The organism is Lentzea sp. NPDC042327, from assembly GCF_040647275.1.
In the GTDB taxonomy this organism is placed as follows: Bacteria; Actinomycetota; Actinomycetes; order Mycobacteriales; family Pseudonocardiaceae; genus Lentzea.
On record NZ_JBEZBX010000004.1, the window covers coordinates 181,995 to 207,935 of the forward strand.

Genomic DNA, 25,941 nt, shown 5'->3' on the forward strand with positions numbered 1-25,941 from the left:
GACGAGATGTGGCAGTGGGCGGCGGTCATGAATCCCGCCGCCCACCACCGCCTGTTCTGCTAGCTCGCCCTGAGCGGCACCGACCACCGCTGCTGCGGCGTGCCGACGCAGTCGTAGATCTGGATCTTCGTGCCGTTGTCGACGAGTCCCGCGTACACGTCCAGGCAGCGCGAGGCCTCGACGTTGACGAACGTGGCGTCCGGGCGAGCGGTCCACTGCTGGCTCAGGCCGTTGTGACAGGTGGCCACCACGGTCGGGGTGCCGTTGGGCAGTGCGCCGATGTCGAGGCACGCGCCCATGGACCGGATGGCGCCGTCGCCGATCGCCGCCCAGGTCTCGCCCTGCGGGCCGAAGCACTGCCACAGCCACACCGTGCCGTTGGCCGGGTTCTCCCCCTTGATGTCGGCGCACTTGCCCATGCCGACGAGGTTGCCGACCCACTGCGTCTGCGCGCTGAGCCGCCAGACCTGCGCCGGTGCCCCGGTGCAGTCCTGGATGGACTGTCCGGCGCCGTTGGCGGTGCCGGCCGCGGTCAGGCAGCGGCCGGACGCCGGGTTGACGATGGTGCCGTCCGGCCGTGACTGCCACTGCTGGTTGGGCTGGCCGTTGCAGTCGAACGGGTTCACCGCGCTGCCGGCGGTCGTGGCGGCGTTGACGATGTCGAGGCACTTGCCGCTGCTGGTGATCCGGCCGTCACCGGTGATCGCCCACTGCTGCGCGGCGTTGCCGTAGCAGTCCCACGACTGGGCCTTGTTGGTGCGCGGGTCGCCGCTCGCGATGTCCAGGCACCGACCGGACGCGGCGTTGACGAGTGCACCCTGCTGGCCGTGCTGGTCGGGCAGCCGCCAGACCTGGTCCGACCGCGCCGCGCAGTCCTGCAGCCGCAACGCAGCCGAACGGTCGGTGGTCGCCGGCGTCAGGCACCGTCCGGATCGGACGTTGACCAGTGCGCCGTCCGGGCGCACCACCCACTGCTGGGAGTACTCGCCCGGCGTGCACGCCACCAGCACGACAGCGGTTCCGGCGGCGGTGCCGTTGTTCTGCGCGCCGAGGCACTTGCCGACGTTGGTGACCAGGCCGTCGACGGTGGTGGTCCAGCGCTGGTTGGGGAAGTTGTTGCAGTCCCACATCTGCAGCTCGGCGACGTTGGGGTCGTAGCCGGGCACGTCGAGGCAGCGGTCGTTGACGCCCCTGATCTCGCCGTTGCGCACCGCGGTGTTGTTCTTGACGCGGAGGTTGCGCAGGTACGTGGTGCGGTACTCACCGTCGTTCTTGAAGCCGATGAAGCTGTTGACGTACGCCCGTCCGGCGTCGGTGACGGTGTGGCGGTTGACCTCCGCGCCGTCGATCTTGACGATGACCGTGTTCCAGGCGACCGTCACCTCGGCGGTGTGCCAGTTGCCCGGTGACGGGGCCTCGCCGCTGCGCGCCTTGCCCGGTGTGATCGAGCCGGCGCTGCCGTCGGTGCCGATCTCGACCTCCACGCCGTTGCCGCGCGGCACGGACGGGTTGGTACCGGGGTCGGGGAACATCACGAACAGGCCCGTCCGCGCCAGCGACTGGTTGCCGCGGAAGTCGAACTTCACCGTGTAGTCGTTGCCGAACGAGTGCGCGGCGTACCAGGACACGTCGTTGCCCTCGGTGGTCTGCAGCTCACACCCGTTGACGGACAACGGGGTCGTGCCCGCGACCCGCCACGCCGACAGGTTCGTCTCCGCCCTGCCGTCGAACATGCTGGTGTACCCGGCCTCACCGACCGGCAGCGCGCACGCGCCGTCGTCGGTGAACTGCGTGCCGCCGAGGAAGTAGCCCTGGGCGTCCAGCGCGAACTGGGCGTTGCCGCGTTCGTTGCGCACGGCCACCTTGCCGCTCGCGCCCAGCGGCGTCAGCACGGTCGAGGACGACCGGCCGCGCTGCTTCACGGCCAGGTTCGTCACCGGCGACCAGCCGATCTCGGCCGGTGCCACCGACACCTCGGTGCCGAGCAGGTTCTCGGCGGCCGACGGCATCAGCACAGCGGCGGTGGCGGTGGCCGGGACTCCGGCGAGGCCGGTGACCTGGAACCGCGCGGTCTCGCCCTCGCCGAGCGGGCCGGTGCGCTGGCTGCCCGTCGCGGTGTCGGCGATGCGGGCCGGCTCGTCGAGCGGGACGTACTTGCCACCGGCACCGGCGGCGAACCAGCCGACGACGTCGAGCACGGCGTGCGCGCGGCCGGTGCTGTTGCGCAGCCGGATGTTGCCGTCCTCGCCGATGGCGACGATGGAGGCGTTGGAGCGGCGTTCGGTGCGGTTGGCGCTCAGCGCCGTGCCGCCGTTCTCCGTGCCGAACAGGCCCATCGCGGTGCCCAGAGTCGACTCGACGGCGGTGAGGTTGACCGCGACCGCCGTGGCGTTGTCCGGGACACCGTTGGCGCCACGGGCTTTCACGGTCACGACCTCGCCGGGACCGAGCGGGGTGGTGCGCGGGCCGCCGTTCAGGCCGCGGGTGTCGAGCACCCGGACCGGGCTGTGCTGCGGGAAGTAGGTCGAGGCGCTGTTCGGGCTGAAGTAGCCGAGCAGGTCGACGTTGTCGAACACCGGGCCCGCACCGGCACGCAGCCGCACGGCGCGGTCGGCGCCGAGCTTGGCGATCACCAGTGCGTTGACCCAGCCGTCACCGGGCTGCACGCGCAGCGTCGTGGCCTTGCTGGTCGAGGAGTTCTCCGGGAACACGTCAAGCCCGCTGGGCACGTCGACCGCACCCGACGCCGGGTTGGTGCGCAGTGAGATGTTGAGCGCCACCGCGGTGGTGTCGGTGGGGATGTCCGGGATCGGCAGGGTGAAGACCTCGCCGGCCGCGAACGCCCTGCCCTGGATCACCGAGACCTTCGGGAACGGCGTGTACCCGGACCCGGTCACGACCGGGACGGTGTCCGGTGTGCCCATCGCGAGAACTCCGGTGCCCCACTGGTTGTCGGACTTGCGCGGGTTGGTGCGCGTCTGCAGCGCCGTCTGGATCTGCGCGGCGTCGAGCTGCGGGTTGGCGGACTTCAGCAACGCCGCCGCGCCCGCGACGTGCGCCGCCGCCGCGGAGGTGCCGCTGAGGTTCTGGCCGCCGTAGGTGGAGGTGCTGACGCGAGCGAACCCGGTGAGGTCGGGCTTGAGCCTGCCGTCGATCGTCGGGCCCTGGCCGCTGTAGTTCTCCAGGGTGCCGCTGCCGGGCCGGGTCGCGCCGACCGCCATGACGTACGGCGAGGTGGCGGGCTCGGTGACGCTGCCGGCCGGGGTGTTGTACTGCAACGGGTCGCTCGGCCCCGACACGAACAGGTCGAGCCGGGTGGTGAACTTCGCGTTGTGGTTGCGCACGTACAGGTAGTAGAACTGCGCCGCCCCGGAGGAGTTGGTGAACGTCACCTCCTCGGTCGGCCGCGCACCACCCGAGACGTCGCGCTGGTTGGTCGTCGACGCCGCCACGACCGCGGAGTCGGTGGGACCGGTCGGCGCCTTGGGCTGCGACATGACGTAGAGGTCGAGGTCCTCGTTCGTCCTGGGCCAGCCGTCCCACCGCAACGCCACGGTGGTCGTGACACCGGCCGCGACGTTGAACCCGTTGTTCTGCGCGGTGCCGTCGAACTCGACGAACCCGTTGCCGTTGGCGTCCACCGCGTTGCCGGCGAAGTGGTCGCGCGCCAGGTTGCCGGCCGCCACGGACCACGTGACACCCGCCTCGCGGGCCTTGCGGACCACGTCGGCGGGACTGCCGGCCTCGCCGGTGCCGTCACCGCGCCCGGAGCTGAGGAACCCGATGGCGGCGGTGATCACCTGCACACCCTGCTGCCGCAACCAGTTCGTGGCGTTCTCGAAGTCGAGCGGCCCGTCGACACACGCCCCGAACAGCTGCGCGTCGGGTGCCATGTCGTGCACCACCTCGGCCACGGCGGTGCCGTGGCTCGACGACCTGGTGGCGTCGTGGCAGCCGGAGTTGTCGACGGCGACGTTCGCCGGCAGCTCACCCTCCTGCTGCGCGTCGCCGAGCCCGGCGAAGCCGACGTCGATGACGCCGACCTTGACGCCCTGCCCCTTCTTGCCCGCGTTGATCCAGCCGTCGGCCCCCGACGCCTGCACGCCTTCGGAGGTGACGGCCATCGGGATCGCCCGCTCCGGCCGCTTCACCTCCACGATGGACTGCTCCTTGCCCAGAGCCGCGACCTTGTCCTGCGGGACGGCGACCTGCGCGCGTGAACCCTGGGTGGCGGTGACCTCGCCGCCGAGCTTGGTGACCGCCGTGCGGACGGCCTTCTGGTCGCGGCCGTCGACGTAGAGCAGGACCTTGCCGTCGCGGTCCTTCGGGACCGCCTCACCGGGCCGTGGAGCGCTGATCGACTGCGGGACGTCGGCTGTGGCGGCCGTCGGAACCGTTGCCACGCCCGCCGTCCCCAGCAGCAGCGCGACACCTCCCACGACCACGCGTCTCATGCGGTTCATGCGTTTCCTTCTCGTTGTTCGGGCTCGAAGTCGGGTTCGACGCCCTGCAGGCAGGGGTCGAAGAACTCGTGGGTGAACCGGCCGGTGAGCACATCGCGCAGGAACTCCGACGCCGTGCCGGGGTACTCGCCCCAGCCGGTGAGCTCGTCGTCGCAGAACACCGTCGGCCAGCGCGCCGGGTCCTCGTCCCCGGTGCGCCAGAAGAAGACGTGCCCCTCGGTGCTGCTGGCCCACGGCAGCAGGCCGCCGGGCGCCGGGTACGCCGGATGCGCGGTGTCCGCCGCCTCGCGCAGGACGGCCAGTGCGTCCTGCGCCTCCCACAGGAACGGCGAGTTCCCGTTGGCCAGCCGCACCGGCGAGGGCACCGTGACGAACGAGCTGAAGTACCCGGTCGGGAACCGGTTCACCAGCGCGTGGAAGTCCGGCGGCAGGCCGATGCCGAGCGTGCGTTCCACGTCCCGCACCGCCTCGTCCGCGTCGACGGTGCCCTGCCAACCGACCAGTGCGGCCAGTTCGTCAACACGCGGGTCGTGTGCCATTGAGCTTTCCCCTTGGGTAGCCGGACGCCGGGTGCGGGTTGAAGATCCTTTGGCCACAGGCGAAGCCCTTGTCCCCGACGGCGTAGATGTCGATGGCGGAGGGCACCGCGTCCTCCGGCCGGGCGTAGATCGCCTCGACGCGGTAGAAGACCCGCTGGCCGCTCCTGACCGCGTCCGCGATCTCGTTCTCCACGCCGAGCATGTCCGTCTGGTTCACGTCGGCGTCCAGCGGCACGATGTTCTCGCGTCCGCCCTTGCCGAAGAACTGGTAGCCGATCAGGTGGCTCTTGTTGTGCTGCCCGTGCACGTAGCCGACCGGCTTCTGCTCGTAGCGCGGCCCCTTGGGCTTGAGGTCGGTCAGGCACACCGTGCCCGCGGTCGCGCGCTGAGCGGGCCAGCCGCGGCTCTTGCCCGCGTAGGGTCCGTTCCAGTTCTTGATGTCCTCCATCTCGTCGTTGAACACCTCGTTGACCGCGACTCCCGGATCGCCTTCGAGACAGCCCTCCTCGTCGGGCTTGCGCTTCTCGTCGGCGCCGATCACCGCGTCGTACGGCTGGCCGATCAGGTCACCGACGATGTCGACCACGGTCGGCGTCACCTTGGTCGCGATGTCGATCAGGGTGTTCGCCAGGTCGGTGATGACGGTCAGCGGGCTGGTCGGGTCGTACGAGGTCGGCGGCCGCACGACGGTGCCGCCGGGTGGTGGCCGGAACGCGGGCTTGTGCAGGTCGGTCCACCAGCGCGGCGGGGGCGGCGGTGCGGGCCTGGAGATCGGCTTCGGCTTGCGCGCGCCGGGTCCCTTGTACCCACCGGGACCGGCCACGCACGTCTTCTTCTGCCGGCAGTTGGGTGGCGGAGGCGGCGCGACCTTCTGCCCACCCCGGTTGCACCCGCCGATGTAGTACCTGCAGTTGCGGCCCACCGGGATCGGGTCCTCGTCACCACCGGCCTTGGCGTTGTAGCAGCCGTACCGGGGGCATTCCCCGTTTGCCAGCCGCCCGGCGCAGTCGGAGTCGAAGAGCGTGTGCTTGATCGGTTCCCAGAACGCGTCCCACGGGGTCTTCACGTCCTTGCCCACGTTGTACAGGCACTGCGCCATGTCGTGGCCCGATTCGTCCACTCCGGACAGCGGGCTGCTGTTGCCGTAGGCGTACCGGTTGGCGGCCGAGGACGGCGTCGGGTCGAGCGTCCAGTCGTCCCTGCTGGCGAACCGGCCGGTCTCCGGCAGGTACCAGCGCGCCGACATGTTCACCGCGCCGGTGCCGGAGTCGGTCCAGTCGCCCTGGAAGCCGACGGAGGCCGTGTCACCCGACGACGAGGTCACCGCACCGAACGGGTCGAAGGACCGCCTGCCGTCCACGGTGTTGCTCAGGTACCGGCCCACCACGTCGCCGTGGCTGTCGGCGTAGAGCATCCGCGCGGTACCGGTGCCCTTGTCGGAGAACGCCGACCCGTCCGGCAACCGGCTGATCGTCCGCGCACCGTCGGACACCACCTCGTTGGTCTGTCCGAGGTAGCGGAACCCGGTGCCGTTGCGCGCGGCCACCCGGTCCAGCGAGTCGTAGGTGTAGCGGGCCGCACCCATCGCGGTGAGCCGGTCGAAGGCGTCGAACGACGAGCTGTTCACCACGCCGTCACGGGTCTGCGAGGACAGCGTGCCGCGCGCCGTGTAGTCGTAGGTGACCCCGTCGCCGGAGGTCAGCCGGTTCTGGGCGTCGAAGGCGAACGTCCGGTCGCCCGCGGACGTCCGGTTGCCGGCGTCGTCCCAGCCGTAGGCGGTGGCCTTGCCGGCCTGGTCGGTCCACGACGTCAGGCGGCCGGCGCCGTCGTAGCCGTAGGTGTCGGCGTTCTTGGCCGTCACCTGGTTGTCGCGGTCGTAGCCGTACGTGGTGCCGAGCAGCACCCGCGGCGGCACCCCGACGTCGATGGTCTGCTGCACCTGGTCGGAGACGAGCCGGCCGAGCTCGTCGTAGGCCATGCGCCGCACGGTGTAGCCGCCGAGCGCGCGGTCCGCGACCGAGGCGGTGCGGCCTGCCTTGTCGTAGCCGTAGTCGGCGGTGCGGCCGGTCAGGGCATCGGCCGCCGACGTCAGCCGGCCGGCCTTGTCGTAACCGAACGCGGCCGTGCCGGAGGCGTCGGTGCGGCTCGCGACCGTGCCGTCGCCGTTGTAGGTGTAGGTGGTGTCACCGCCGGGGCCGCGCGCGGTCAGCAGGTTGCCGCGGTCGTCGTAGCGGTAGAGGTCCGATCCGGCGGAGGCGAGCCTGCCCGCGGCGTCGTAGCCGAAGGTGCGGTCGGCGGTCTCGGACTCGGCACCGGAGCCCTTCTCCAGCGTCACCCTGCCCTGCGCGTCGAACGTGCGGGTCACCTCGACGCCACCGGGCTTCGCCAGCCGGACCGCCTGTCCCCCGGCGTCGTAGGACGACGTCCAGGTGGCACCACCGGGTTCGACGACCGACTCGGGCAGGCCCCACGGCGTGAAGGTGTAGGTGGTGGCGTTGCCGCGACCGTCGACGAACCGGCTGCGGTTGCCCAGCGCGTCGTACCCGGTGGTCGTGACGACCTGCTTGGTCGCGGAGACGTGTTCGGTCTGCCGGACGACGCGGTCGAGCGCGTCGTAGCCGTAGGTGACGAGCCGGTCCTCGGCACTGCGGGTCGCGGTCACGTTGCCGTTGGGGTCGTAGTCGGTGACCGAGGCGCGCTTCTCCTGCCCGGCGACGGACTGCGCGGTCCGCACCGCCCGGCCCAGCAGGTCGAACGACGTCGTGGTGGTGAGCCCGGTCGCGTCGGTGACGGAGCTCCGCCGGCCGGCGATGTCGTAGCCGTAGCTGATCGCACGGGACGTGGCGTCGGTGCTGGAGGTCACCTCGCCCGCCGCGTTGTGGGCCGCCGTGGAGACGTTGCCCTGCGGCGTCTCCACGGACACCGCGTTGCCGGCGTCGTCGTAGCCCGTGCGGGTCGTGTAGTAGAGGGTTCCCGACGGTGTGCGGTCCGCCTGCGTCACGGTGACCCGGCGACCGAGCTCGTCGTAGGTGAACGACGTCTGCGCACCGCCGGCGTCCGTGCTGAGCAGCAGCTCGCCGTTCTTGGAGTACCGCGACGACAGCACGCTCGGCGAGGAGCCGACCTGCGGCAGCGTCACGGTCGACACGCGGCCGTACGGGTCGAACGTCCGCGAGGCGGTGCGCTGCAACGCATCGGTCGTCTTGACCGGGTTGCCGGCGTGGTCGTACTCGGTGCGCGTGCCGGCACCCTTGATCGGCTGCCCGCCCGCCGGTGTGTAGTCCGGCAGCGCACCGGACACCGCACGCCCCATCAGGTCGCGCACGGTCGTGGTCACGTTCCCGGAACCGTCCCTGGTCTGCGTGACCTCACCGAAGGCGTTGTGGCCCAGCACCTCCGCACGGCTGAAGCCGGTCGTGCGGACACCCGCGACCCACGCGTCGGCCGCGGGGTGCGTCGTGCGCACCAGCTGACCGGCGAGGTCGTAGTCGTAGAACGTGGTGATGCCGCGCCGGTCCGTCGAGCTGCGGACCAGACCGCGCTCGTCGCGGTCCACCGACGCCGAGACGGTGGTGGAACCGTCGAGGAACGCGTCCTCGCGCACCTGCAGACCCGCGGCGTCGTAACCGAAGACCGTCGTCTCGACCCGCGTGGGGTCTGCCGCGCCCCGCAGCTCGGTGCGCGTGACGTTGCCGCCGAGGTCGTACTGGTTGGTGGTGACGCGGTTCAGCCCGGCCGGGTCGAACGCGGCCGTCACGACGTTGCCCGCCGCGTCGTGGGTGAACGTCGTCCTGCGCCCGCCCGCCGTGGTCTGCTCGGTCAGCTGGCCGGCCGGGTCGTAGGCCCGTTCGTCGAGGGTGACGCTGCGGCCCTGGACGGTGCGGCGCACGTTCGCGAGGAGGTCGTCGTCGTAGTAGCTGTAGGAGGTCAGCCGGCCCATGGCGTCCGTGACCGAGGCCAGCCGGCCGGCCGGGTCGTAGGCCCGCGCCTCCAGTGTCATCGAGGTGGCGGCCGGGTCCTCCGGGTTCACACCGGGACCGGAGGCGGCGCGGGACAGCAGCCGGCCGCGTTCGTCGTAGCGGTCGGACCACGACGTTCCGCGCACGTCCTTCACGACCTGGGTCAGGCCGTTGTCGGGGTACGACCGCTCCTCGACACCACCGTCGGCGAACTCGGTGCGGGACAGGCGGTCCGCCGCATCGTAGCCGTACTTCGTCGACCGCGCCGGATCGCCGCCGGTGCTGTCGGACAGGGTGGTCTCGACCAGGTTCCCGTTGCCGTCGAAGCGGTGCGCCGTCACCGCGGTGTGCGTGACGCCGGTGACCTCGTTGCGGACGCCCGGTGCGGTCACCTTCACGACCTCGGAGCGCGGCGAGTACTCGTAGGTGGTCGTGCCCAGGGCACCGTCGCCGCTGTTGACCAGCGACTCGGTGGTCTGGCGGCCGAACTGGTCGTAGCCGTAGCGCGTGCGCAGCCCGGTCGGTCCGGTCAGCTCGTCGAGGTCGCCGTTGGCGCGGTAGACCCGCCTGGTCAGCTCGCCGCGCGGCCCGGTGCTGGTCAGCAGCAGGCCGGCGGGCACCTTGCCGCCGCCCGCGGCGTCCTCCGCGCCGGTCGTGTACGTCGTCGACTCGGTCGGCGCGGTCGTGTGCCCGGCCGGGAGCGGGCGGGTGACCCGCAGTGGCCGACCGGCGGTGTCATAGGTGTACGAGGTCCGGTACCGGGTGTCGGCCGGTCCGGACGAGCGGGCGTCCGAAGAGGACTCCAGCTTGTCGCGGCGCGGGTCCAGCACCACGTCGGACTTGACGTAGGTGAAGTACTCCGTGTTGCACGAACCGGCGGTGCGGCAGGTCTTGCGGCTCAGCACGTTGCCGCGTTCGTCGGTGGTCTGCTCGGTGCGGAACCCGTTCTCGTCGACGGATGCGGACGGGAACCCGGCGGTGTTGTACTCGTAGCGCGAGACCTCCCCGTCGTGGGTCCGCGAGGTGAGCCGGCCGCCGTTGTCGACGTCGAACGCGTAGGTCCAGTCGCCGTAGCCGGACGGGCCGCGCGTCGTGACGGTCCGGACGGCGTCGAGCACCACCGGGGTGTCGAGCGTCCACAGGCGGCCGCCGTGGTCGGTGAGCGTGCGCACCCGGTCGAAGACGTCGTCGTAGGTCAGGGCCGCGAACCGGCGTTGGTCCTGCGGCAGCTCGACCTTGCTCAGCTGCTCGGCCGGCCCGCCCGCGCGGAAGTGCGTGGCGGCCGCGAGCGAGCCAATGGTGTGCTGGTAGAGCGCCACCTCGTCGATGGCACCGGAGAAGTAGAAGTCGCCGCCGTTGGTGGCGGGCCAGCCCTTGGCGTTACCCGCGCCGAGCGTCAACCGGCCCTGTCCGCGGTGGTCGACGAACCCGAGCAGCTCCTGGCCCACCGCGACGCCGTCGACGTACATGACCTGCCGGTCGATCGCCGCGGACAGCACCACGTGGTGCCACCTGTCGTCGTCGACCTGCCGCGTGCTCACGATCTGACGCGGCCCGCCGGTGTCGCGCAACGAGAAACCGCCGTACAGCAGGCCGTCCGTGCCCACGTACAGGATCGGCGTTGACTTGCCGCCGGCGGGGAACGCCTGGTCGGAGTAGCTCAGCAGGGTGCCCTGGCCGCCGGTCTTGAACCACAGCTCGACCGCGAGCGACATGGTCGAGGTGGTGAGCTGCTCGGGCAGCGTGACGTAGCTGCTGTTGCCGTCGAACGTGCTGGCCTTGTCCGCCGTGCCGCCGAGCGCTCCGGTACCGCCGAACAGCACACCGTGCTGCTTGCCCGCGTCCGCGCCGTCGCGGCGGGCCACGGCGTTGCCGACGGTGTCACCGCCGGTCTCGCCCAGCCGCCAGTACGCGCGGGGCTTGTTGTCGAGCACGGTGCTGCGGTAGTGCGAACCCTGCTGGTAGCCGTAGGTGGTGCAGTTCGGCGCCGCTCCCGGCGCGCACGCCTTGGTCAGCTTGTCGCCGTCGTAGGTGTAGGTCCAGGTCTGGTCGCCGCCCGCGGTGACGGCCGTGACGTGCGTGCCCTGCCAGGTCATGCGCAGGGTGCGTTTGCTGACGTCGTTGGTGATCACCGAGACCCGGTCGGAGGTGTCGTAGGACAGCGTCTCGGTGAGCCCGGCCGGGTCGGTGATGGTGATCAGCCGGCCGAGCTGGTCGAACGTCCAGCGGCTGCCGGAGACGTCGCGCATCGTGTAGGTGCCGGTGTCCGTGCGGTGCACCAGGTCCACGTTCTGGCCGAGCGGGGAGGCGTAGCCGCCGTCGGGGTTGCGGCCGAAGCGCACCTGCCGCCCGGTCGGGAACGTCAGCACCTCGTTGCCGGACCGGTCGTCGTCGTGGCGCAGCCGCATGTCGAGCCGTGACGCCCACCCGGCGCCGAACGCGGTGTCACGGCGCGGGTCGAGGCTGTTGTAGGTGCGGGTGATCGTCAGGTCGGGGCCGACCGTGGCCACGGACGCGTCGGTGACGACGGTCGAGTAGTTGCCGATCTGCGGGTCCAGGCCCGGTCCCTCGTTGCCGTCCGGGCTGCCCGCGAGGTGCGAGGTGATCTCCGGCTGGTGCACGCGGGTGGTGAACGACAGCCGCACGCCGTCCTTGACGCTCACCCAGAACGGCGTCTCGTTGACGGTGTCGAAGACCTTGACGCCCCAGAAGTAGGTGCGGCCCCAGAACAGGTTCGGCGGCGCCCACGACTGGGCGGTCCAGCCCGACTCCTGGCAGTCGCGCGTGAGATCGGGATCGGAGCAGACGCGGTACCGGTAGGTGAGCCCCTTGCCCGGCCAGCCGTCCGGGTCGGTGCCTTCCGCGTACAGCGTCGGGGTGAGCGTCTCCACGACGGCGCCGGCGCCGGGCTGCTGCAGGTTCGACGTGGGCGCGACGTTGTTCACCTTCAGCGCGAACTCGCCGTACGGGACCTCGTGAGCGACGAAGAAGTCGTTGCCCTGCGGGGTGAACATCGTGAGGAAGACCCGGTAGTCACCGGGGGTCAGCGGGTCGATCGGCACCTCGAAGGTGTTCGTCTGCCCCGGCGCGACGGTGGCCTTCCAGCCGCGCGCGGTCCGGATCTTCGCGCCGTTCTGCTGGATGATGTAGCCGAACTCGAAACCGTTGGTGGGCGTCCACGTCGTGGTGCCCAGGTTCGTGACCTTCGCGGTGAGCTTGCCCGCGGTCGCGGCGGTGGGCAGCGTGATCGCGGGAACCTCGAACCCGGCGCCCTCCGGTGAGTAGCGCACGTCCAGGAACGGTTTCTTCGGCGAGTTGGCCGAGCCGAAGCGCATGCCGTTGGGGTCCGCCTCGTCGGACGCCCGCAGCCCGAACCCGTGCGGCACCGCCGTGCCGTGGGTCCACCTGGTCATCAGCTCGTAGTTGAGGGGGAACGCCTCCCAGGCCGACCCGCCGCACGCGGCGCCGTGGGCGAAGGACCTGGTGGACAGCACCTGACCGACGTCGGCGCCCGGCCAGGTCGTGCTCGCGTCCCACGGCCTCGTCACCTCGAACACCGAGACCGACCGCGGCGCACAGGTGGTGGACTCGACGGCGAAGACGTTCAGCGAGGCGCCGAGGACGAACTGGTTGCGCAGCGTGCCCAGGGCGTCGGAAAAACGCAGGTAGGACCGCGCCAGACCACCGGAAAGGCGGCCCGTGCGCAGCTCCTCCGCCCCGGCACCGGGGTTCAGGCCCTTCTGGACGTACAGGTCGTCCGCGTTGGCGTTGAACTGCGCGGCCGACGGGTCGACGACGACCGGGTAGGCGCGGGCCGGGTCGTGCAGCCAGGCCTGGTCCAGGCCGACCTCCAGCCGCCAGCCCTTGTCCACTGTGGACAGGCGGTAGCGGACGCCGGTCGAGCGCGCGCCCGCGGCGTCGTCCATGAAGCCGGCCGGGATGACGCCGATGACCTGGTCACCGTCGCGCAGCTCGATGGCGCCGCTGCCGGTCAGGCGGGGTTCGAGGTTGGTGAGGCGCAACGTGAACGTGTAGGTGGTGGCGGCGTCGGCGCGGTCGAGGACCAGTTCTTCCTTCAGGCCGGTGTGCTGGGCGGTCAGGCGCAGGCCGACGCCGGGGCGGACCTGCGGGTAGGTGATCGACGCGCCGGTGACCTGGCCGGGTGAGGCCGCGGCGTCGTCGAGGGTGAACTCCATGCGGTGGCGCTCGTCGAACGCGATGGCCGTGGCGCCGGTGGCGGTGCGGGCGAAGGCGGTGCCGACCGCGCTGGCCTTGGGCTCCCACCGGTCGCCGCGCGGGGTGAGCGTGAGGTCGACGGGCTGCCAGGTGCCGTCGGGCTGCCGGACGTTGGCCGGTGTGCCGTGCAGGCGCAGCGTGCGGGTGCCGTCGGGGTTGTCGAACGTCTCGGTGGTGGCGGTGCGGTCGCCGGGGCGTTCCTTCGCGGCGGGGTCGATGCCCGGTAGGGCTGGACCACGGGTCAGCTGTGGTGCGACCTGCTGCGGCGCGGCCACGTCGGGGTGAGCGTCGCCTTTGGACAGTTCTGTCCGGTCCGCCACGGCGCCCGGCGGTCGTGGTTGTTCGCGTCGGGGGCCGGTCAGCGCGGCCGCGGCGCTGGGGGCCTCGTGCGCCACGCCGTCCGCTGTCCCGCTGACCTGCTGCGGCGCCTCGGTCGACGCGCCCGCGGGCAGTGCTCCGGACAAAATGGACACTGGAATCGAACCGGTCGAACCGGATGCGATGAGCAGCAACACGACCACAACAGCGAGAAAACGGCGCGCGACAACGACACGTCTGTGCATGACAAAGCCCCCAGTGCCACCGGATGCCTCCCTCTGACACCCGAGCCGGGGCGAACATTGCTCGGCCGACCTTGCACGGACCTGTCACGGGTCTGATAGACACGAACTCACTGGGGGGAGGGCATCGGTGGGAGCACGGTTTCAACTGCTGGGGGAAGTCGGCGTCACGATGGCCGGTGAGCCGGTTCCGATCAAGCACGCACGTGTGCGGTGCGTCCTCGCGGCGCTGCTCGTCGACGCGAACCGGACGGTGTCGGCCGACGCGCTGGTCGAACGGGTGTGGAGCGAGCGGTTGCCGCGGCAGCCCCGCGACGCCGTCTACAGCTACCTGTCACGGCTGCGCGTCGTGCTGGCCGGGGCGCGGGACGTGGAGCTCGCGCGGCGTTCGGGCGGGTACGTGCTGCGGACCGATCCGGCGTGCATCGACCTGCACCGGTTCCGCGCGCTGGTGGCGGACTCGGCCGGGCAGCCGGACCAGGTGCGGGCCGATCTGCTGGCGCAGGCGCTCGGGCTGTGGAGCGGTGAGGCGCTGACCGGCGTGGACTCGGCGTGGGCGACGGCGGTGCGCGAGGCGCTGGAGGGGGAACAGCTGGCGGTGCGGCTGGACGACCACGACGTCCGGTTGCGGCTCGGGCGGCACGCCGAGCTGGTGGCGCCGTTGAGCACGCTCGCCGCGGCCAGGCCGCTGGACGAACGGGTCGCACACCAGCTGATCGAGGCGCTCGCCAGCAGCGGCCGGCAGGCGCAGGCGCTGGCGCACTACGAGACCCTGCGCCGGCACCTGGTCGACGAGCTCGGCGTGGACCCGAGCCAGGAACTGCGGGAGCTGCACCGGCGGCTGCTGTCACCGGCGGAGGCACCGTCGCGGGACGTGCCGCGGCAGCTCCCGCTGGCACCGGCGCACTTCCAGGGCCGGGTGCACGAGCTGGACGCGTTGTCGGCCGGGCACACCGTGCTGATCACGGCGATCCGGGGCGCTGGCGGGATCGGCAAGACGTGGCTGGCGCTGCACTGGGCGCACGGGCACGCCGGCGAGTTCCCCGACGGGCAGCTCTACGTGAACCTGCGCGGTTTCGACCCGACGGCGGCGCCGACCGCGCCCGCCGTGGTGCTGCGCGGGTTCCTCACGTCGCTGGGCACCGCGCCGGACAGCCTGCCCGACGACGTGGACACGCTCGCCGCGATGTACCGCAGCGCGGTCGCGGACCGCAGGATGCTGGTGGTGCTGGACAACGCGGCCGACACCGCCCAGGTCGAGCCGCTGCTGCCGGGCACGGCGTCGTGCCGCACGCTGGTCACGAGCCGGCAGCCGTTGACCGGGCTGGTGGCCACGCACGGCGCGGTGCCGATGCCGTTGGACGTGCTGACCGACGACGAGGCGTTCGAGCTGCTCACGGCCCGGCTGGGCGCGCGTGAGCCGGAGGCGATGGCCGACATCGTGCGGCACTGCGGTGGTCTGCCGCTGGCGCTGGGCATCGTGGCCGCACGTGCCGCCGTGCGCACGAACCTCCGCCTGGCCGAGATCGCCGCCGAGCTGCGGTCGGCCCGACTGGACGCGCTGGACACCGGTGACCTGAGCCTGCGGGCCACGATCTCCTGGTCGCACCGGGCGTTGAGCACGCCGGCGTCCGTCCTCTTCGGACTGGTAGGGCTGGCGCCCGCCGTGGACCTGAGCGTCGCCGCGCTGGACGCACTGGCCGCGGCGGACTCCTCGGCCGCGGTGGCGGAGCTGGAGGCCGCGCACCTGGTCGTGCGCACCGGTCCCGGCCACTACCGCATGCACGACCTGATCCACCTCTACGCCAGCGAACAGCCCGTGTCCGGCGGGGAGGCCGCGCTGACCCGGTTGGTCGACCTCTACCTGCACACCGCGCACATCGGCGAACGGCTGCTGGAACCCGACCGGCCGCCCTACGACCTGCCCGACCCGGCACCCGGTGTGGTGCCGGTCCCGCTGGCGGACAAGCAGTCCGCGCTCGCGTGGTTCGACGCCGAGCACGCCATGGTCCTCGCGGTGCAGCGCATCGCCGCCGACCACGGCTGGCACCGCCGGGTGTGGGCGCTGGCCTCCACCACCACGTCCTACCACTGGCAGCAGGGCCACCGCGCCGAGCCGCTGCAGGTGCTGCGCCTCGCCGTCGCCGCCGCGAAGAGCGCCGGGGAGCAGTCGATCACGGCCCGCCTGCTGCACACCCTCGGTCACATGTGCGCCCGCGCCGGCCTGAACACCGAGGCCCTCGCCCACCTGGAGGAGTCGGCGGCGACCAGCGCCGCCCTCGGCGACCCCCTCTCCGAGGGCCACGCCCAGCTGGTGCTCGCCCGCGTCTGGGGCCAGCAGGGCGACTACCGGCGGGCCAAGCAGCACGCGCGCACCGGCCTGGAGCTCTACCGGGCCTCCGGCGAGCCGGGCGTGGAGGCCTTGGCGTTGAACAACCTCGGCTGGATCTGCGCCAACCTCGGCGAGTACGAGGAGGCGCTCGCCCACTGCGCGGCTGCCGTGCCGATCCACCGCGCGGCCGGCCGCTGGGCGGGCGTCGGCGAGACCCTCGACAGCATCGGCTACATCCACGAGCAGCGCGGCGCACCCGCCGAGGCCGCCGTCGCCTACCGGGAGTCCGCGGACATGTTCTGGAAGGTCGGCCACCACTTCGAGGCGGCGGTCACGCTGGAACGCCTCGGCGGCGTGCTCGCCGCCGAGGGCGACCGGACGGGGGCGCGGCAGGCGTGGACGCAGGCGCTGGAGGTGTTCCGCGGGCGCGGGCTCGCGGAGGCCGACGCGCTGGAGCAGCGGCTCGCCTCGCTGTGACCGCACCGGGCACGTGCAGCAGCGTGCCCTGGTGCGGCAGCGGGTTCGAGCAGTTCCCGGCGGCGGACCGTGTCGGCGTCGGTGCCGGTTGCGGGACCTCGACAACGAAATGGACAGAACCGCGGATCGCGATCCGGCCCCATCGGCGATCCGAGCAAGAAGGGCAACGGAACGAGCACAGAGGGGTAGCAAGACAAGACTTCGCTGGCGACCGCCCGGAACTTTGAAATAGTCGAAAGACGGACACCGGGCAGCAGCCTGGACTCCCGCAAGCACGGAGTCATGATTGAACACCGCAGCACGCGAGCCGGCATCAGTACGCAGGATCATGGAGACTTACGGGTCATCAAGTTCACCAGGACCGGAGCCGCATTGCCGTGTGCCGGACCAACGGGGCCGATCGGGCGCGGACATCGCACCGGAACTCCAAGACCAGGTGATCAAGTACGGTCCGCCGAACACCGCGCTCGGCAGCCGCGTTGTCGCTCAAGGCGAGTGGATTTTACGACACAGCAATCAAGCCCTGCCGAAGGTTCACGGTGTTTTCCGGAACAACGCGCGGTGGGGGTACACCATGGAGCGGCTCGACACGGTCCCCCTTGAGCTGCTCGACGGCCGGAAGCTTGCGACGTCCATCATCCAGCTGCTGCAAACCAGTCTTTGGCACCGGACACCAGAGGCTGAGTTCGACGAGGCGGCACATGCCGATCGCCTGTCCCCCATCACGGCACCGCTGACCGGGCGCAGGAGAGACGTGTTCGACCAGCTTCGCGACCGAATAGAATGGGATCGACTGTCCCGGGGTCTCACCCATGGTGATCCGATCTTCGACAACGTTCTTTTCGCTCGCGACGGTTCGATGGTCTTGACCGATCCGATCCCGTCGACCCCGGGCCTTCCCGACGTGATCGCCCTGGACGTCGGCCGGATTTTCCAGTCCTGCGTGGGGTACGAGCGGGTGACCTACGAACTGCCGGCGCCCGACGACGTCCCGCTCGACGTGGTCATTTCGATGGCGGAACTGTCGCACGACGACCTGACCGCCGCTCTGTACTTCGGAATCGTGCACCTCCTCCGTTCGATGGTGTACGTCTCGGCCCGGAAGGCGAAGCACCTCCTGGAGGAATGCGTGGACAGCTTGATCGGAGCGGCGACATGTCGGCTGTAGCGGTGTTCGACATCGACGGGGTGCTGGTCGACACCCGGGAGATCGTGCGGCGAGCCTATGCCGAGGTCGGCATCGAGCTGCCCGACCGGCTCTGGGGCAGTTCATGGCGCATTTGGCTTCCCGAGCTCTGCGGAGGAGACCTCCTGCGCGCCCAGGCTGTCCACGACCAGAAAACCCAGGCCCACCTCGACCTGCTCAGCGAGACCAGGGTCGCCACGCTCGCGGGCGCTGAAGCCGCCCGCGCGTTGCACTCCCGCGGATGGACCGTCAAGTTCATCACCTCCGGCACCCGCGAAGTCGTGCGGAGGACGCTCGACTCCGCCGATCCGTCGTTGAGCGGGTTCCTGGCCGGAACCGATCTGGACAGCACGGGCAAACGGAGAGCGCTCGACGGGATTTCTCCTGCGGGCGGCGTGTACGTCGACGACAACCACGACCTGGGCGTCAAGGTCACCGGAGGAAGCACGTGGAAACTGGTGCACTTCCGCGACCAGACCGAGGCAGAGTTGATCAAGGAGATCAGCACGGCATGGATGTCGTGATCCTCGCCGCCGGACGCGGCAGCAGACTCAAGGACATCACACCGCCCTATTTCAAGCCGTTGGTCATCGTTGATGGCGAACCCCTCATCCGCCGGCTCGTCCGGACGGCGTTGCGCATCTCGAGTGGGCGGATCGTGATCGTCGCCGCCCCGGAGAACGCGCTGCTCCTCTGCCAGGTGCTGGGCGACCTCCCGGCGGAGATCGTCCTCCAGCGTCAGCCGAACGGACCAGGAGACGCGCTCCTCACGGGTCTTCGACTTGTCACCTCGCCCGAGGTCCAGGTCCTCCTCGGCGACAACGTGGTGTCCGTCCGGGACGCGGAGAAGATCGCGCAGGCCGCCGCTCCGGCAGTCGGTGTCGTGCTGATGCGTCCTGCCGAAGCCGAGCGGTTCACGTACCTGACCCCGAGCGGCAGCTGGGTCGAAAAACTCCCTTGCGACGAAGCCGAGCCCGAGCAGCTCCTGCCCTGCTGGGTCGGCCCGTTGAAGCTGAGGACCGACGAGATCAAGGCCGCCATCGAGCGCCGGATCCGGAGCACGCGAACCGAGGCGGACGCGGCGGAGCAGGAAGTCCCCATCGGGCCACTGCTCAACGAGCAGGGTCCGGCCACTCTCGTTCCAGTGTCCTCTGTGGACATCGGCGTTCCCGCCGCATGGCTTCCGGCAAGCACACCCATCGAGGAATGACGTCATGAGCAGCAGTTCTTCCGCCAAGGGGAAGTGGATTCCCGAGGCCGAGTACGACGAGATCACCAAGAAGATCCCGATCCTGTGCGTCGACGTGCTGCCGATCCACCCCGGGCCGGAGCGCTTGGTGGGGTTGATGCTCCGCGACACCTTCTGGGGCCGCCGTCGGTGGTGCCTCGTGGGCGGCGGGGTCCAGCACGGCGAACCACTGCCGAACGCCGTCGAGAGGGTCTTCGACTGGGCGCTGGGTGACCGGGTCTCACTCGACCTCGACACCCTGGAGCTGAAGGAAGTGGTGGAGTACTTCCCCGATCCGGACACCGGCGAGTTCTTCGACCCCCGCAAGCACGCCGTCGCCCTCACCTACACCTGTGTCATGTCGGGTGACCCGCGTCCTCGCGGGAAGGCCATCGACTTCCGCTGGTTCTCGCCCGACGCGATCCCCGATCGTGACTCCCTCGGTTTCGGGCAAGAACTCCTCGTACCGCGCCTCCTGGCTGCTCACCCGGCGTAACGACGCGTGGAGCGATCACGTCATCGCAGCGATGACCTGGGCGAGCAGGTCCGAGTCGTCCGTGGTGACGGTGAGGTGGGTGGCTCCTGCCTCTTTCCAGGAACGTGCCTGCGTTCTCCAGTCCGGGGACCGTTCGGGGAGGAGGCGGGCTTCCACGCCGAAGGCCGACGGATCGCGACCCACCGCGCTGAGTGCTCCGCGGAGGGCTTCGACCACTCGTGAGCCGCGTTCGACCCTGTTGGCCAGGAGCCGCGACATCGTGAAGCCGTCAGCGTGCCTTGCTGTTCGGAGGAGCACCTCCTGGCCGGGTCGTCCTGCCGTGCGAAGAGAGCCTCCGCCCAGCCACAGCGGGATGTGGTGGGTCGGGCGAGGGGTGAGGGTGACCGGGCCGAAGGTCACGTGGGCACCTTCGGCACTCACCTCGTCACCGGTCCACAAACGGCGCAGGGCCGCCAGTTGTTCGCCGAACAGGGCAGCGCGGGTGGCGGGGCCGAGACCCAGCGCGGCTGACTCCGCGGGGTCGCCGCCCGCGGCCACGCCCAGGCGGAGCCGGCCCTCGGCCAGGTCCGAGAGCTGGGCGGCCTGTTTGGCCGCCAGGACCACCGGCCGGTGGGGCAGGATCAGCATGCACGTGCACAGTTCGATCCTGGTGGTCACCGCGGCGAGGTGGGCCACGAGGGTCGCCGACTCGTACGCCGGTGTGTGCGACGACAGGTGTTCCGCCACCGACAGGTGGTCGTACCCCAACGACTCCGCTCTCCGCGCGAACTCGCGCAGCTCCCTGCCGGAAAGCCCTTCCGGGACGGTGACGCCCAGGCGGAGGCTCATTTTCGGAGAGCGGAGGGGTCGGCGGGCCGCACGTGGACCGAACGGGGACGTTCGGCCGGCAGGAGGAGCGAGTTGAGGGTTCGGAGGGCTGTGCGTTCCGCACCGGGCGCGGGGTCGGTCATCCCCAGGTGCACGTCGAGGACCGGGGTGCCGTCGTCGCCCTGGATCACCGACGGGGTGCAGCTGACCACGCCGGGGATGGCGAAGGCCGCTTGGCGAACCGTCGCCAGGGAGACCTTCTCGCCCTTGAGCACCACGAAGTCCGACAGCCTGCCCTTGAACCTGAGGTAGCCGTCGACGACGGAGAAGGCGTCCCCGGTGGCTATCACACCCGGCGCCACCAGGCCCCTGGCCGCTCGCGGGCCGACTCGGCGGATCAGCGCGGTGTCCGAGGTGACCAGCAGTTCGCCCACCCCGTCCCGCACGTCGCGCAACGACACCTGGACACCCGGCAGCGGCAGGCCGACCGAGTCGTGGCGGTGCGTCGGCTCCGCGTGTGCGGCGAGCGTGGACACCCTGGGGCCTGCCTCGGTCAGACCGTAGGTCAGGTACAGCTCCCCGTGAGGTCTGGCGGCCAGCAGGGAGGCCACCTCCGCCGGGGCCAGCCGATCCCCGCCGACGGCCAGTGCCCTGACCGGCGGCAGACCCGCTCCGTCCGCGAGGAGCTGCCGGACCACGGTCGGGGTGAGCGCCGAGTGGGTGACCCCGTGCTTCGACACCGCGTCGCGGTAGCCGGCGGGAGAGAAGGGCGGACCCGAGATCACCAGGCGTGCTCCCGCGCAGTACGCCGCGAGGACCTGGGCGACCATCGCGTAGGAGTAGTAGAGCGGCAGGTTCGCCAGCACCGCGTCCGATGAGGTGAGTCCCGTCGCCCCGGCGTGACGGACGGCGTTGCGCAACAGGGAGGGGACGCGGTGGACGCACGCGCTGAACATGCCCGAGGTGCCGGAGGTCGAGAGCAGCACCTCGCCCGGCTCGTACCGGATGCCCGCCGCCCCGGTGGGCAGCGCGGTGGCTCCGCCGACCGGCCTGCCCCCGCCGGAGCCCACCAGCCGGGTCGTCACGGCGACCCGCGCGCCCACGTGTCCGGCCAGCGCTTGCACGCGTTCCCAAGGGGTTCCCGGTGACACCGCCAGCGGAACCAGGCCCAGCAGCAGTGTCGCCAGGTGGACCCGCACCAGGTCGACACCGTTGGTCATCGCCAGCAGGACGGCGTCACCCGGCGCCAGGCCGAGGCCGTCGAGGTCCCCGAGCACCTCGGCCAGTCCCGGGCCGGAGCGACCGCCGACGTCCCGGGTGCGGTCGATGAACTCCGCGACGCCCTCGAACGTCAACTCGGGCACGGTGGCACCTCCTCGGTGCTGAGCACCAGGCACCGGCAGAGGTGGCCGCCCGGTTCGGTTTGCAGTCCTATCAGCAGCACGTGCCGCGCCTGGCCGGTGCGCAGCCAGCCGTCGGCCACGGTGAACGCCACGCCCGCTGCCGCGTCCGGGTGTGCGGCCAGCAGCAGCGACGGGCCGCGCAGGCCCCAGCGCAGGCACGGCAGGCCCGCCAGCACACCGGGGTTGGCACCCGCGAAGCGCAGCGGTGAGACCCTCGGCAGCGAACGGGCGATGGCGCGCAGCGTGTCGCGGCTGCCGTTCGCGCTCATGACCAGCACACCGGTGTCCTCGGCTCCGGCCAGGACGTCGGCGGGCGAGTCCGTCAGCGCCCGGTGCGCCGTGGCGGCGACCAGCCAGGCCGCGGGGTCGGCGTAGAACGAGGGCTTGTTGGCGGTGTGCTCGGCGAGGTCACCGGTGGTGATGGTGGCCGAGCCGACCACCGTCGTCCCGGCGGGAAGCGTGGTCACACCGCCTCCCCGGTGAAGAGCAGGCACGTGTCGAAGCCCCCGAAGCCGAGGGTGGTGCTCACCGCCGCGCCCGCGGTGACGGGTGCCGCCGACCCCACCGGGAAGGTCAGCGAGGAGGCGGGCTCGCGGAGGCCGAAGATCGGGGGCACCACCCGCTCGCGCAGGGCCAGGATCGTCGCCACCGCCTCGATCGCCCCGCTGGCGCCGAGGCTGTGGCCCAGTGCTCCCTTGGTGGCGAAGATCGTCGGGCTTCGCTCACCGAAGACCTCGCGCAGACCGGTCACCTCCACCTCGTCGTTGAGGGCGGTGCCGGTGCCGTGCGCGTTCACCACCGCCACCTCGGCGGGGCCGAGGCCGGCCGAGGCCAGGCAGCGACGCAGGGCCAGGACCACGCTGCGGCCCGTCGGGTCCGGAGCGGTGAGGCCGGTGGCGTCGTTCGCCGCTCCCACGCCGGCCAGGGTCGCGCGCACCCGCACGCCGCGTTCCCGTGCGGAGTCCGGGTGTTCCAGGACGAGGAACGCGGCGCCCTCGCCGAGGACCATGCCGTCACGGGTCTTGTCGAAGGCGCGGGAACCGGTGGGGCTCATCGTGCCCAACGCGCTGTGGCCCAGGCGTTTCGCCTCCGTCACCACGTCCACCCCGCCCGCGACGCAGATCCGCCGCGCACCTGACGACACCAGCGCGTGCGCCACGGCGATGGCGTCCGATCCCGCCGAGCACGCGGTGGCCACGCACACCGGGGCGACCGGGTGCCCGATCGCCGCGACGGCGTCGTCGGCCCAGGCGTGCAGCGACTCCTCCTCCTCGTCGAGGGCCGCGCCGAAACTCGTGCCCAGCACGAGGCCCACCCCGGAGTCCGCCGGGGACAGGCCGGCGTCGGCGAACGCGGCCAGGAGCACTCGTGCGGCCAATGCGCGCTGCCGCTCGCCGGGTGTGCCGTCGTAGGGCAGGTCGTCGACCAGCGCCGCCTCGGCGTTGCGCAGCGGGTGCGCGGAGGGCACCGGTGCCACTCCCGACTCCCCCGCGCACAGGCGCGTCCACACCCCGTCCAGCGAGTCACCCAGCGGTGTGTCCCAGGCCATGCCGGTGACGACCGGGTTCACCACAGGTGCCCGCCGGACGAGTCGACCTTCGCCCTGCTCATCGCACCGCGGAAGCCCGCCACCGACCGCCCCTGCACCTTCGCGGTGGCGGAGAAGGTGAACGTGGACCCGGACAAGCGGTCGGCGCGCACGTCCAGCACCACCTGGTCACCCGGCACCACCGGGGCGAGGAAGCGGGACTTGACCGTGCCGACCAGGGTGACCTCGTCCTCCTGCAGGGGTGAGCTGCTGAGCTGGTAGAGCAGCACCCCCGACTGTGCGAACGCCTGCATCGTGTGGCTGCCCGGCAGGATCACCCCCGGGACCAGGCCGCGCTCGGGCAGATGTCCCGAGAGGGCACCCATCTCCGCCGACACGGCGAACATGCTGTGCAGGAACTCACCCGGTTCGTGGTCGAGGACCCGGTCGATGAACAGCCTCGGGTGCCGTCCGCGCACCAGGCGGCTGATCTCGGAGATGCCCAGCGGTCGCGCCGTGCGCGCCAGTGCCGGGAGCTGCGTGGAGTTGCGCATCCGCGTGCAGTCCTTTCAGGATGGCTCGGATCGGGGGTGGGAGCGGGACGGGGTGGCGGGTCGCGGGATCGACCGCGCCGAAGGTCAGCTCGCCGGACACCAGCGGGGTGCGGGCGCCGCCGGGCTCCTCGCGCGACAGGGTCACCGCCAGGCGCAGCCGGGCCGCGCCGGCCTGCGCCACCCTGGCCTCACCGACGATCCGGTCCCGGTGGACGGCACTGGCGAGGTAGCGCACCCGCAGGTCGGTGAGGACCACGTCGATCCCCGTCGCGGTGAACGCGGTCAGCCCGGCGCCGTGCTCCTCCAGGTACTCGGTGCCCGCGGTCTCCATGAGCGAGGTGTAGCGGGAGAAGTGCACGATCCCGGTCGCGTCGGTGTCGACGTGCTCGATGCGGGTCCGCAGCGACGGGTTCACCACGCCGCCAGCAGCGCCTCGGTGCCCGCGGCCAGCCGGGCGGCGATCTCGTCGGCGTCGGCGCGACCGGTGATCAGCGGTGGCGCGACCCGCATCGTCGGGTGCACGTACCGCAGTCCGCCGGACCGCCTGCCCGCTCCCGCCATGAACTCCACGTAGACGCCGGCGTCCAGCAGCGCCCGGCGCAGCGCGCCGATCCGGGTGCCCGCTTCCGCGGTGAGCTCCACGCCCAGCATCACGCCCGTGCCGCGCACCTCGGTGAACACGCGGGGGAACCGTTCGACCAGGTCCCGGTGCAGCCGTTCCGCCAGGTGCGCGCCCACCTCCGCCGAAGCCGGCAGCAGGCCCTCCGCCACCACGTGCTCGACCCCGTCGCGGATCACCGCGCAGGTCAGCGGGCGCAGGTCGGACGTGGCCACCGCACCGGACGCGCGCACGGTCAGGTCGCGCCGGGCGATCACCATCGAGGTCGAGACCGCCCCCATGCCCAGGTACTTGCCGATCACCGTCACGTCGGTGGGCACCGGGCCCGCGTCGTCGCGCATGGCGAACCAGTCGCCGGTCTTGGCGAAGGTGAGCACCTCGTCGGCGACCAGCAGCACGCCCTCCGCCCGGCACAGCTCGGACAGCCCGCGCAGGTAGCCCGGCGGCGGCCGGAGCACGCCCGCGTCACCCTGCACCGGCTCGACCACCACGGCCAGCAACCGGTCGGCGTGGGCGGCGAAGTACCCGGTCAGTGCCTCGGTGGAGCCGAAGGGGAGGTGCTCGACGCGCACCCCGCCGTGCTCGGGCGGCACCTGTCCCGGCAGACCGGCCTGGTAGTGGCGGCGGTTGAGCAGTGGCACGAGCCCGTCGGTCCACCCGTGCCAGGCGCCTTCGAAGGCGAGGACGGTGTCCCGGTGCTCCTTGCCGGGGCGGCGGCGCAGCCGGCGTGGGTCGTACCGCGACTCCAGCACCAGCCGCAGCGCCAGCTCGTTGCCCTCCGACCCGGAGTTGCGCCCGCTGACGTGGTACTCGCCGGTGGGGAAGTGGCCGGTCCACAGCCCGCCAGGGCCGAACAGCCGGTCGAGCAGCTCCGCGCGTTCCAGCGAACCGAGTTCGTCGGTCGCACTGCCTGCTCCGGTCACCCCGCGCGCCAGCGCCCGGAGCACCACCTCGTGGCCGACGCCCAGCGCGGCGCTGGCGTACCCGCCGCTGGCGTCGAGCAACCGCATCCGCCTGCCCCGGTGTTCCGGGGTGAGGTCGATGACGTCGAGTTCGAGACCACGTCCGCCGGTGCAGGCGAACGGCAACCGGGGCGCACCGTAGTGGTTCAGGTGCAGCTCGGTGCCGCGCAGCAGACGCGCCGTGACCTCGTCGGTCCGGGGATGATCAACAGGTGCGGCCACTGGTCGCCCTTTCGTGTCGTGGTCCAGGGCGGGTCAGGCGCCCGCGGTCGAGTGCTGCGCCCTGGTCAGCCGCTCGACCAGGGCGAGGACGTCACCGAGCGTCATCAGCCCGGCGAGTGCCCCGTCCTCGATCTCCACGCCGAAGACCTCTTCGCAGCGCACGCGCAGCTCCACGAACCCGAGCGAGTCCATGCCGTAGCCCTCGCGGAGCTGGTCGTCGAGACCCATCCGGTCCTCGGGGATCTCGACCAGCACGTCGGCGGACAGGATGCGCTTGATCGTCTGCAACGAATTCATGAGCAGTTTCCCTACTTCTTCCGGGGGTTTCACCCAATTCCGGGAGGGGTTGTGTCGTCGTGCGTGCGAGTTG

General features: G+C 71.4%; 16 protein-coding genes. 5 read left to right on the plus strand and 11 right to left on the minus strand.

The genetic code is table 11. From position 1 onward, the window contains the following. Window positions 1-59: 59 nt before the first annotated feature. The 3 genes from AB0A63_RS11800 to AB0A63_RS11810 are packed head-to-tail and all read right to left on the minus strand — an operon-like array spanning window position 60 to window position 13,670. On the minus strand, window positions 60-4,463 hold the full coding sequence (locus AB0A63_RS11800; protein ID WP_360388789.1) for a ricin-type beta-trefoil lectin domain protein: 4,404 nt from the start codon (window positions 4,461-4,463) through the stop codon (window positions 60-62). Continuing rightward, window positions 4,460-5,002 carry a hypothetical protein gene (locus tag AB0A63_RS11805; RefSeq protein WP_360388792.1) on the minus strand — a complete coding sequence of 181 codons (543 nt, stop codon included), beginning with the start codon at window positions 5,000-5,002 and terminating at the stop codon, window positions 4,460-4,462. Before AB0A63_RS11805 ends, AB0A63_RS11800 begins: the two co-directional genes overlap by 4 nt. Next, window positions 4,980-13,670, minus strand: coding sequence for a LamG-like jellyroll fold domain-containing protein (locus AB0A63_RS11810; RefSeq protein ID WP_360388794.1), 8,691 nt, complete (start codon window positions 13,668-13,670; stop codon window positions 4,980-4,982). Before AB0A63_RS11810 ends, AB0A63_RS11805 begins: the two co-directional genes overlap by 23 nt. 217 nt (window positions 13,671-13,887) lie before the next feature. On the opposite strand from AB0A63_RS11810, the gene AB0A63_RS11815 reads away from it, so the two are divergent. From AB0A63_RS11815 to AB0A63_RS11835, 5 genes are all read left to right on the plus strand, one after another. Further along, entirely contained in the window at window positions 13,888-16,566 is a 2,679-nt protein-coding gene (locus AB0A63_RS11815) for a BTAD domain-containing putative transcriptional regulator (protein ID WP_360388797.1), read from the plus strand. Window positions 16,567-17,002: 436 nt separating this feature from the next. Then, a complete protein-coding gene (locus tag AB0A63_RS11820) occupies window positions 17,003-17,734 on the plus strand; it encodes a hypothetical protein (protein ID WP_360388799.1) in 732 nt (243 codons plus the stop codon). A gap of 2 nt (window positions 17,735-17,736) precedes the next feature. Then, window positions 17,737-18,276 (plus strand): hypothetical protein, encoded by a 540-nt coding sequence (locus AB0A63_RS11825; protein WP_360388802.1) that lies wholly within the window; start codon window positions 17,737-17,739, stop codon window positions 18,274-18,276. Then, the gene (locus AB0A63_RS11830; protein WP_360388805.1) at window positions 18,264-18,962 is read left to right on the plus strand and encodes an NTP transferase domain-containing protein; all 699 of its coding nucleotides are present in this window, start codon (window positions 18,264-18,266) and stop codon (window positions 18,960-18,962) included. The genes AB0A63_RS11825 and AB0A63_RS11830 overlap by 13 nt, the downstream gene beginning before the upstream one ends. Window positions 18,963-18,966: 4 nt before the next feature. Then, a complete protein-coding gene (locus AB0A63_RS11835) occupies window positions 18,967-19,476 on the plus strand; it encodes a DUF4916 domain-containing protein (RefSeq protein ID WP_360388808.1) in 510 nt (169 codons plus the stop codon). 15 nt (window positions 19,477-19,491) lie between these two features. Here AB0A63_RS11835 and AB0A63_RS11840 read toward each other — a convergent pair whose 3' ends face one another. Genes AB0A63_RS11840 through AB0A63_RS11875 form a run of 8 tightly spaced genes read right to left on the minus strand, consistent with a single transcriptional unit; the run spans window position 19,492 to window position 25,868 of the window. Beyond that, on the minus strand, window positions 19,492-20,304 hold the full coding sequence (locus AB0A63_RS11840) for an LLM class flavin-dependent oxidoreductase (protein WP_360388810.1): 813 nt from the start codon (window positions 20,302-20,304) through the stop codon (window positions 19,492-19,494). Then, complete coding sequence (locus AB0A63_RS11845) at window positions 20,301-21,647, minus strand: class I adenylate-forming enzyme family protein (protein WP_360388813.1); 1,347 nt, start codon at window positions 21,645-21,647, stop codon at window positions 20,301-20,303. The genes AB0A63_RS11840 and AB0A63_RS11845 overlap by 4 nt, the downstream gene beginning before the upstream one ends. After that, a complete protein-coding gene (locus AB0A63_RS11850; RefSeq protein WP_360388816.1) occupies window positions 21,635-22,153 on the minus strand; it encodes a beta-ketoacyl synthase N-terminal-like domain-containing protein in 519 nt (172 codons plus the stop codon). Before AB0A63_RS11850 ends, AB0A63_RS11845 begins: the two co-directional genes overlap by 13 nt. Beyond that, window positions 22,150-23,256: a beta-ketoacyl synthase N-terminal-like domain-containing protein gene (locus tag AB0A63_RS11855; protein ID WP_360388819.1), complete on the minus strand. Its 1,107-nt coding sequence runs from the start codon at window positions 23,254-23,256 to the stop codon at window positions 22,150-22,152. Before AB0A63_RS11855 ends, AB0A63_RS11850 begins: the two co-directional genes overlap by 4 nt. Next, window positions 23,253-23,693: a hypothetical protein gene (locus AB0A63_RS11860; protein ID WP_360388822.1), complete on the minus strand. Its 441-nt coding sequence runs from the start codon at window positions 23,691-23,693 to the stop codon at window positions 23,253-23,255. The genes AB0A63_RS11855 and AB0A63_RS11860 overlap by 4 nt, the downstream gene beginning before the upstream one ends. Further along, window positions 23,635-24,186, minus strand: coding sequence for a thioesterase family protein (locus AB0A63_RS11865; protein ID WP_360388824.1), 552 nt, complete (start codon window positions 24,184-24,186; stop codon window positions 23,635-23,637). Before AB0A63_RS11865 ends, AB0A63_RS11860 begins: the two co-directional genes overlap by 59 nt. Then, entirely contained in the window at window positions 24,180-25,571 is a 1,392-nt protein-coding gene (locus tag AB0A63_RS11870; RefSeq protein WP_360388827.1) for an aminotransferase class III-fold pyridoxal phosphate-dependent enzyme, read from the minus strand. The genes AB0A63_RS11865 and AB0A63_RS11870 overlap by 7 nt, the downstream gene beginning before the upstream one ends. Window positions 25,572-25,604: 33 nt before the next feature. Then, window positions 25,605-25,868: an acyl carrier protein gene (locus AB0A63_RS11875; protein ID WP_360388830.1), complete on the minus strand. Its 264-nt coding sequence runs from the start codon at window positions 25,866-25,868 to the stop codon at window positions 25,605-25,607. Window positions 25,869-25,941 lie beyond the last annotated feature (73 nt).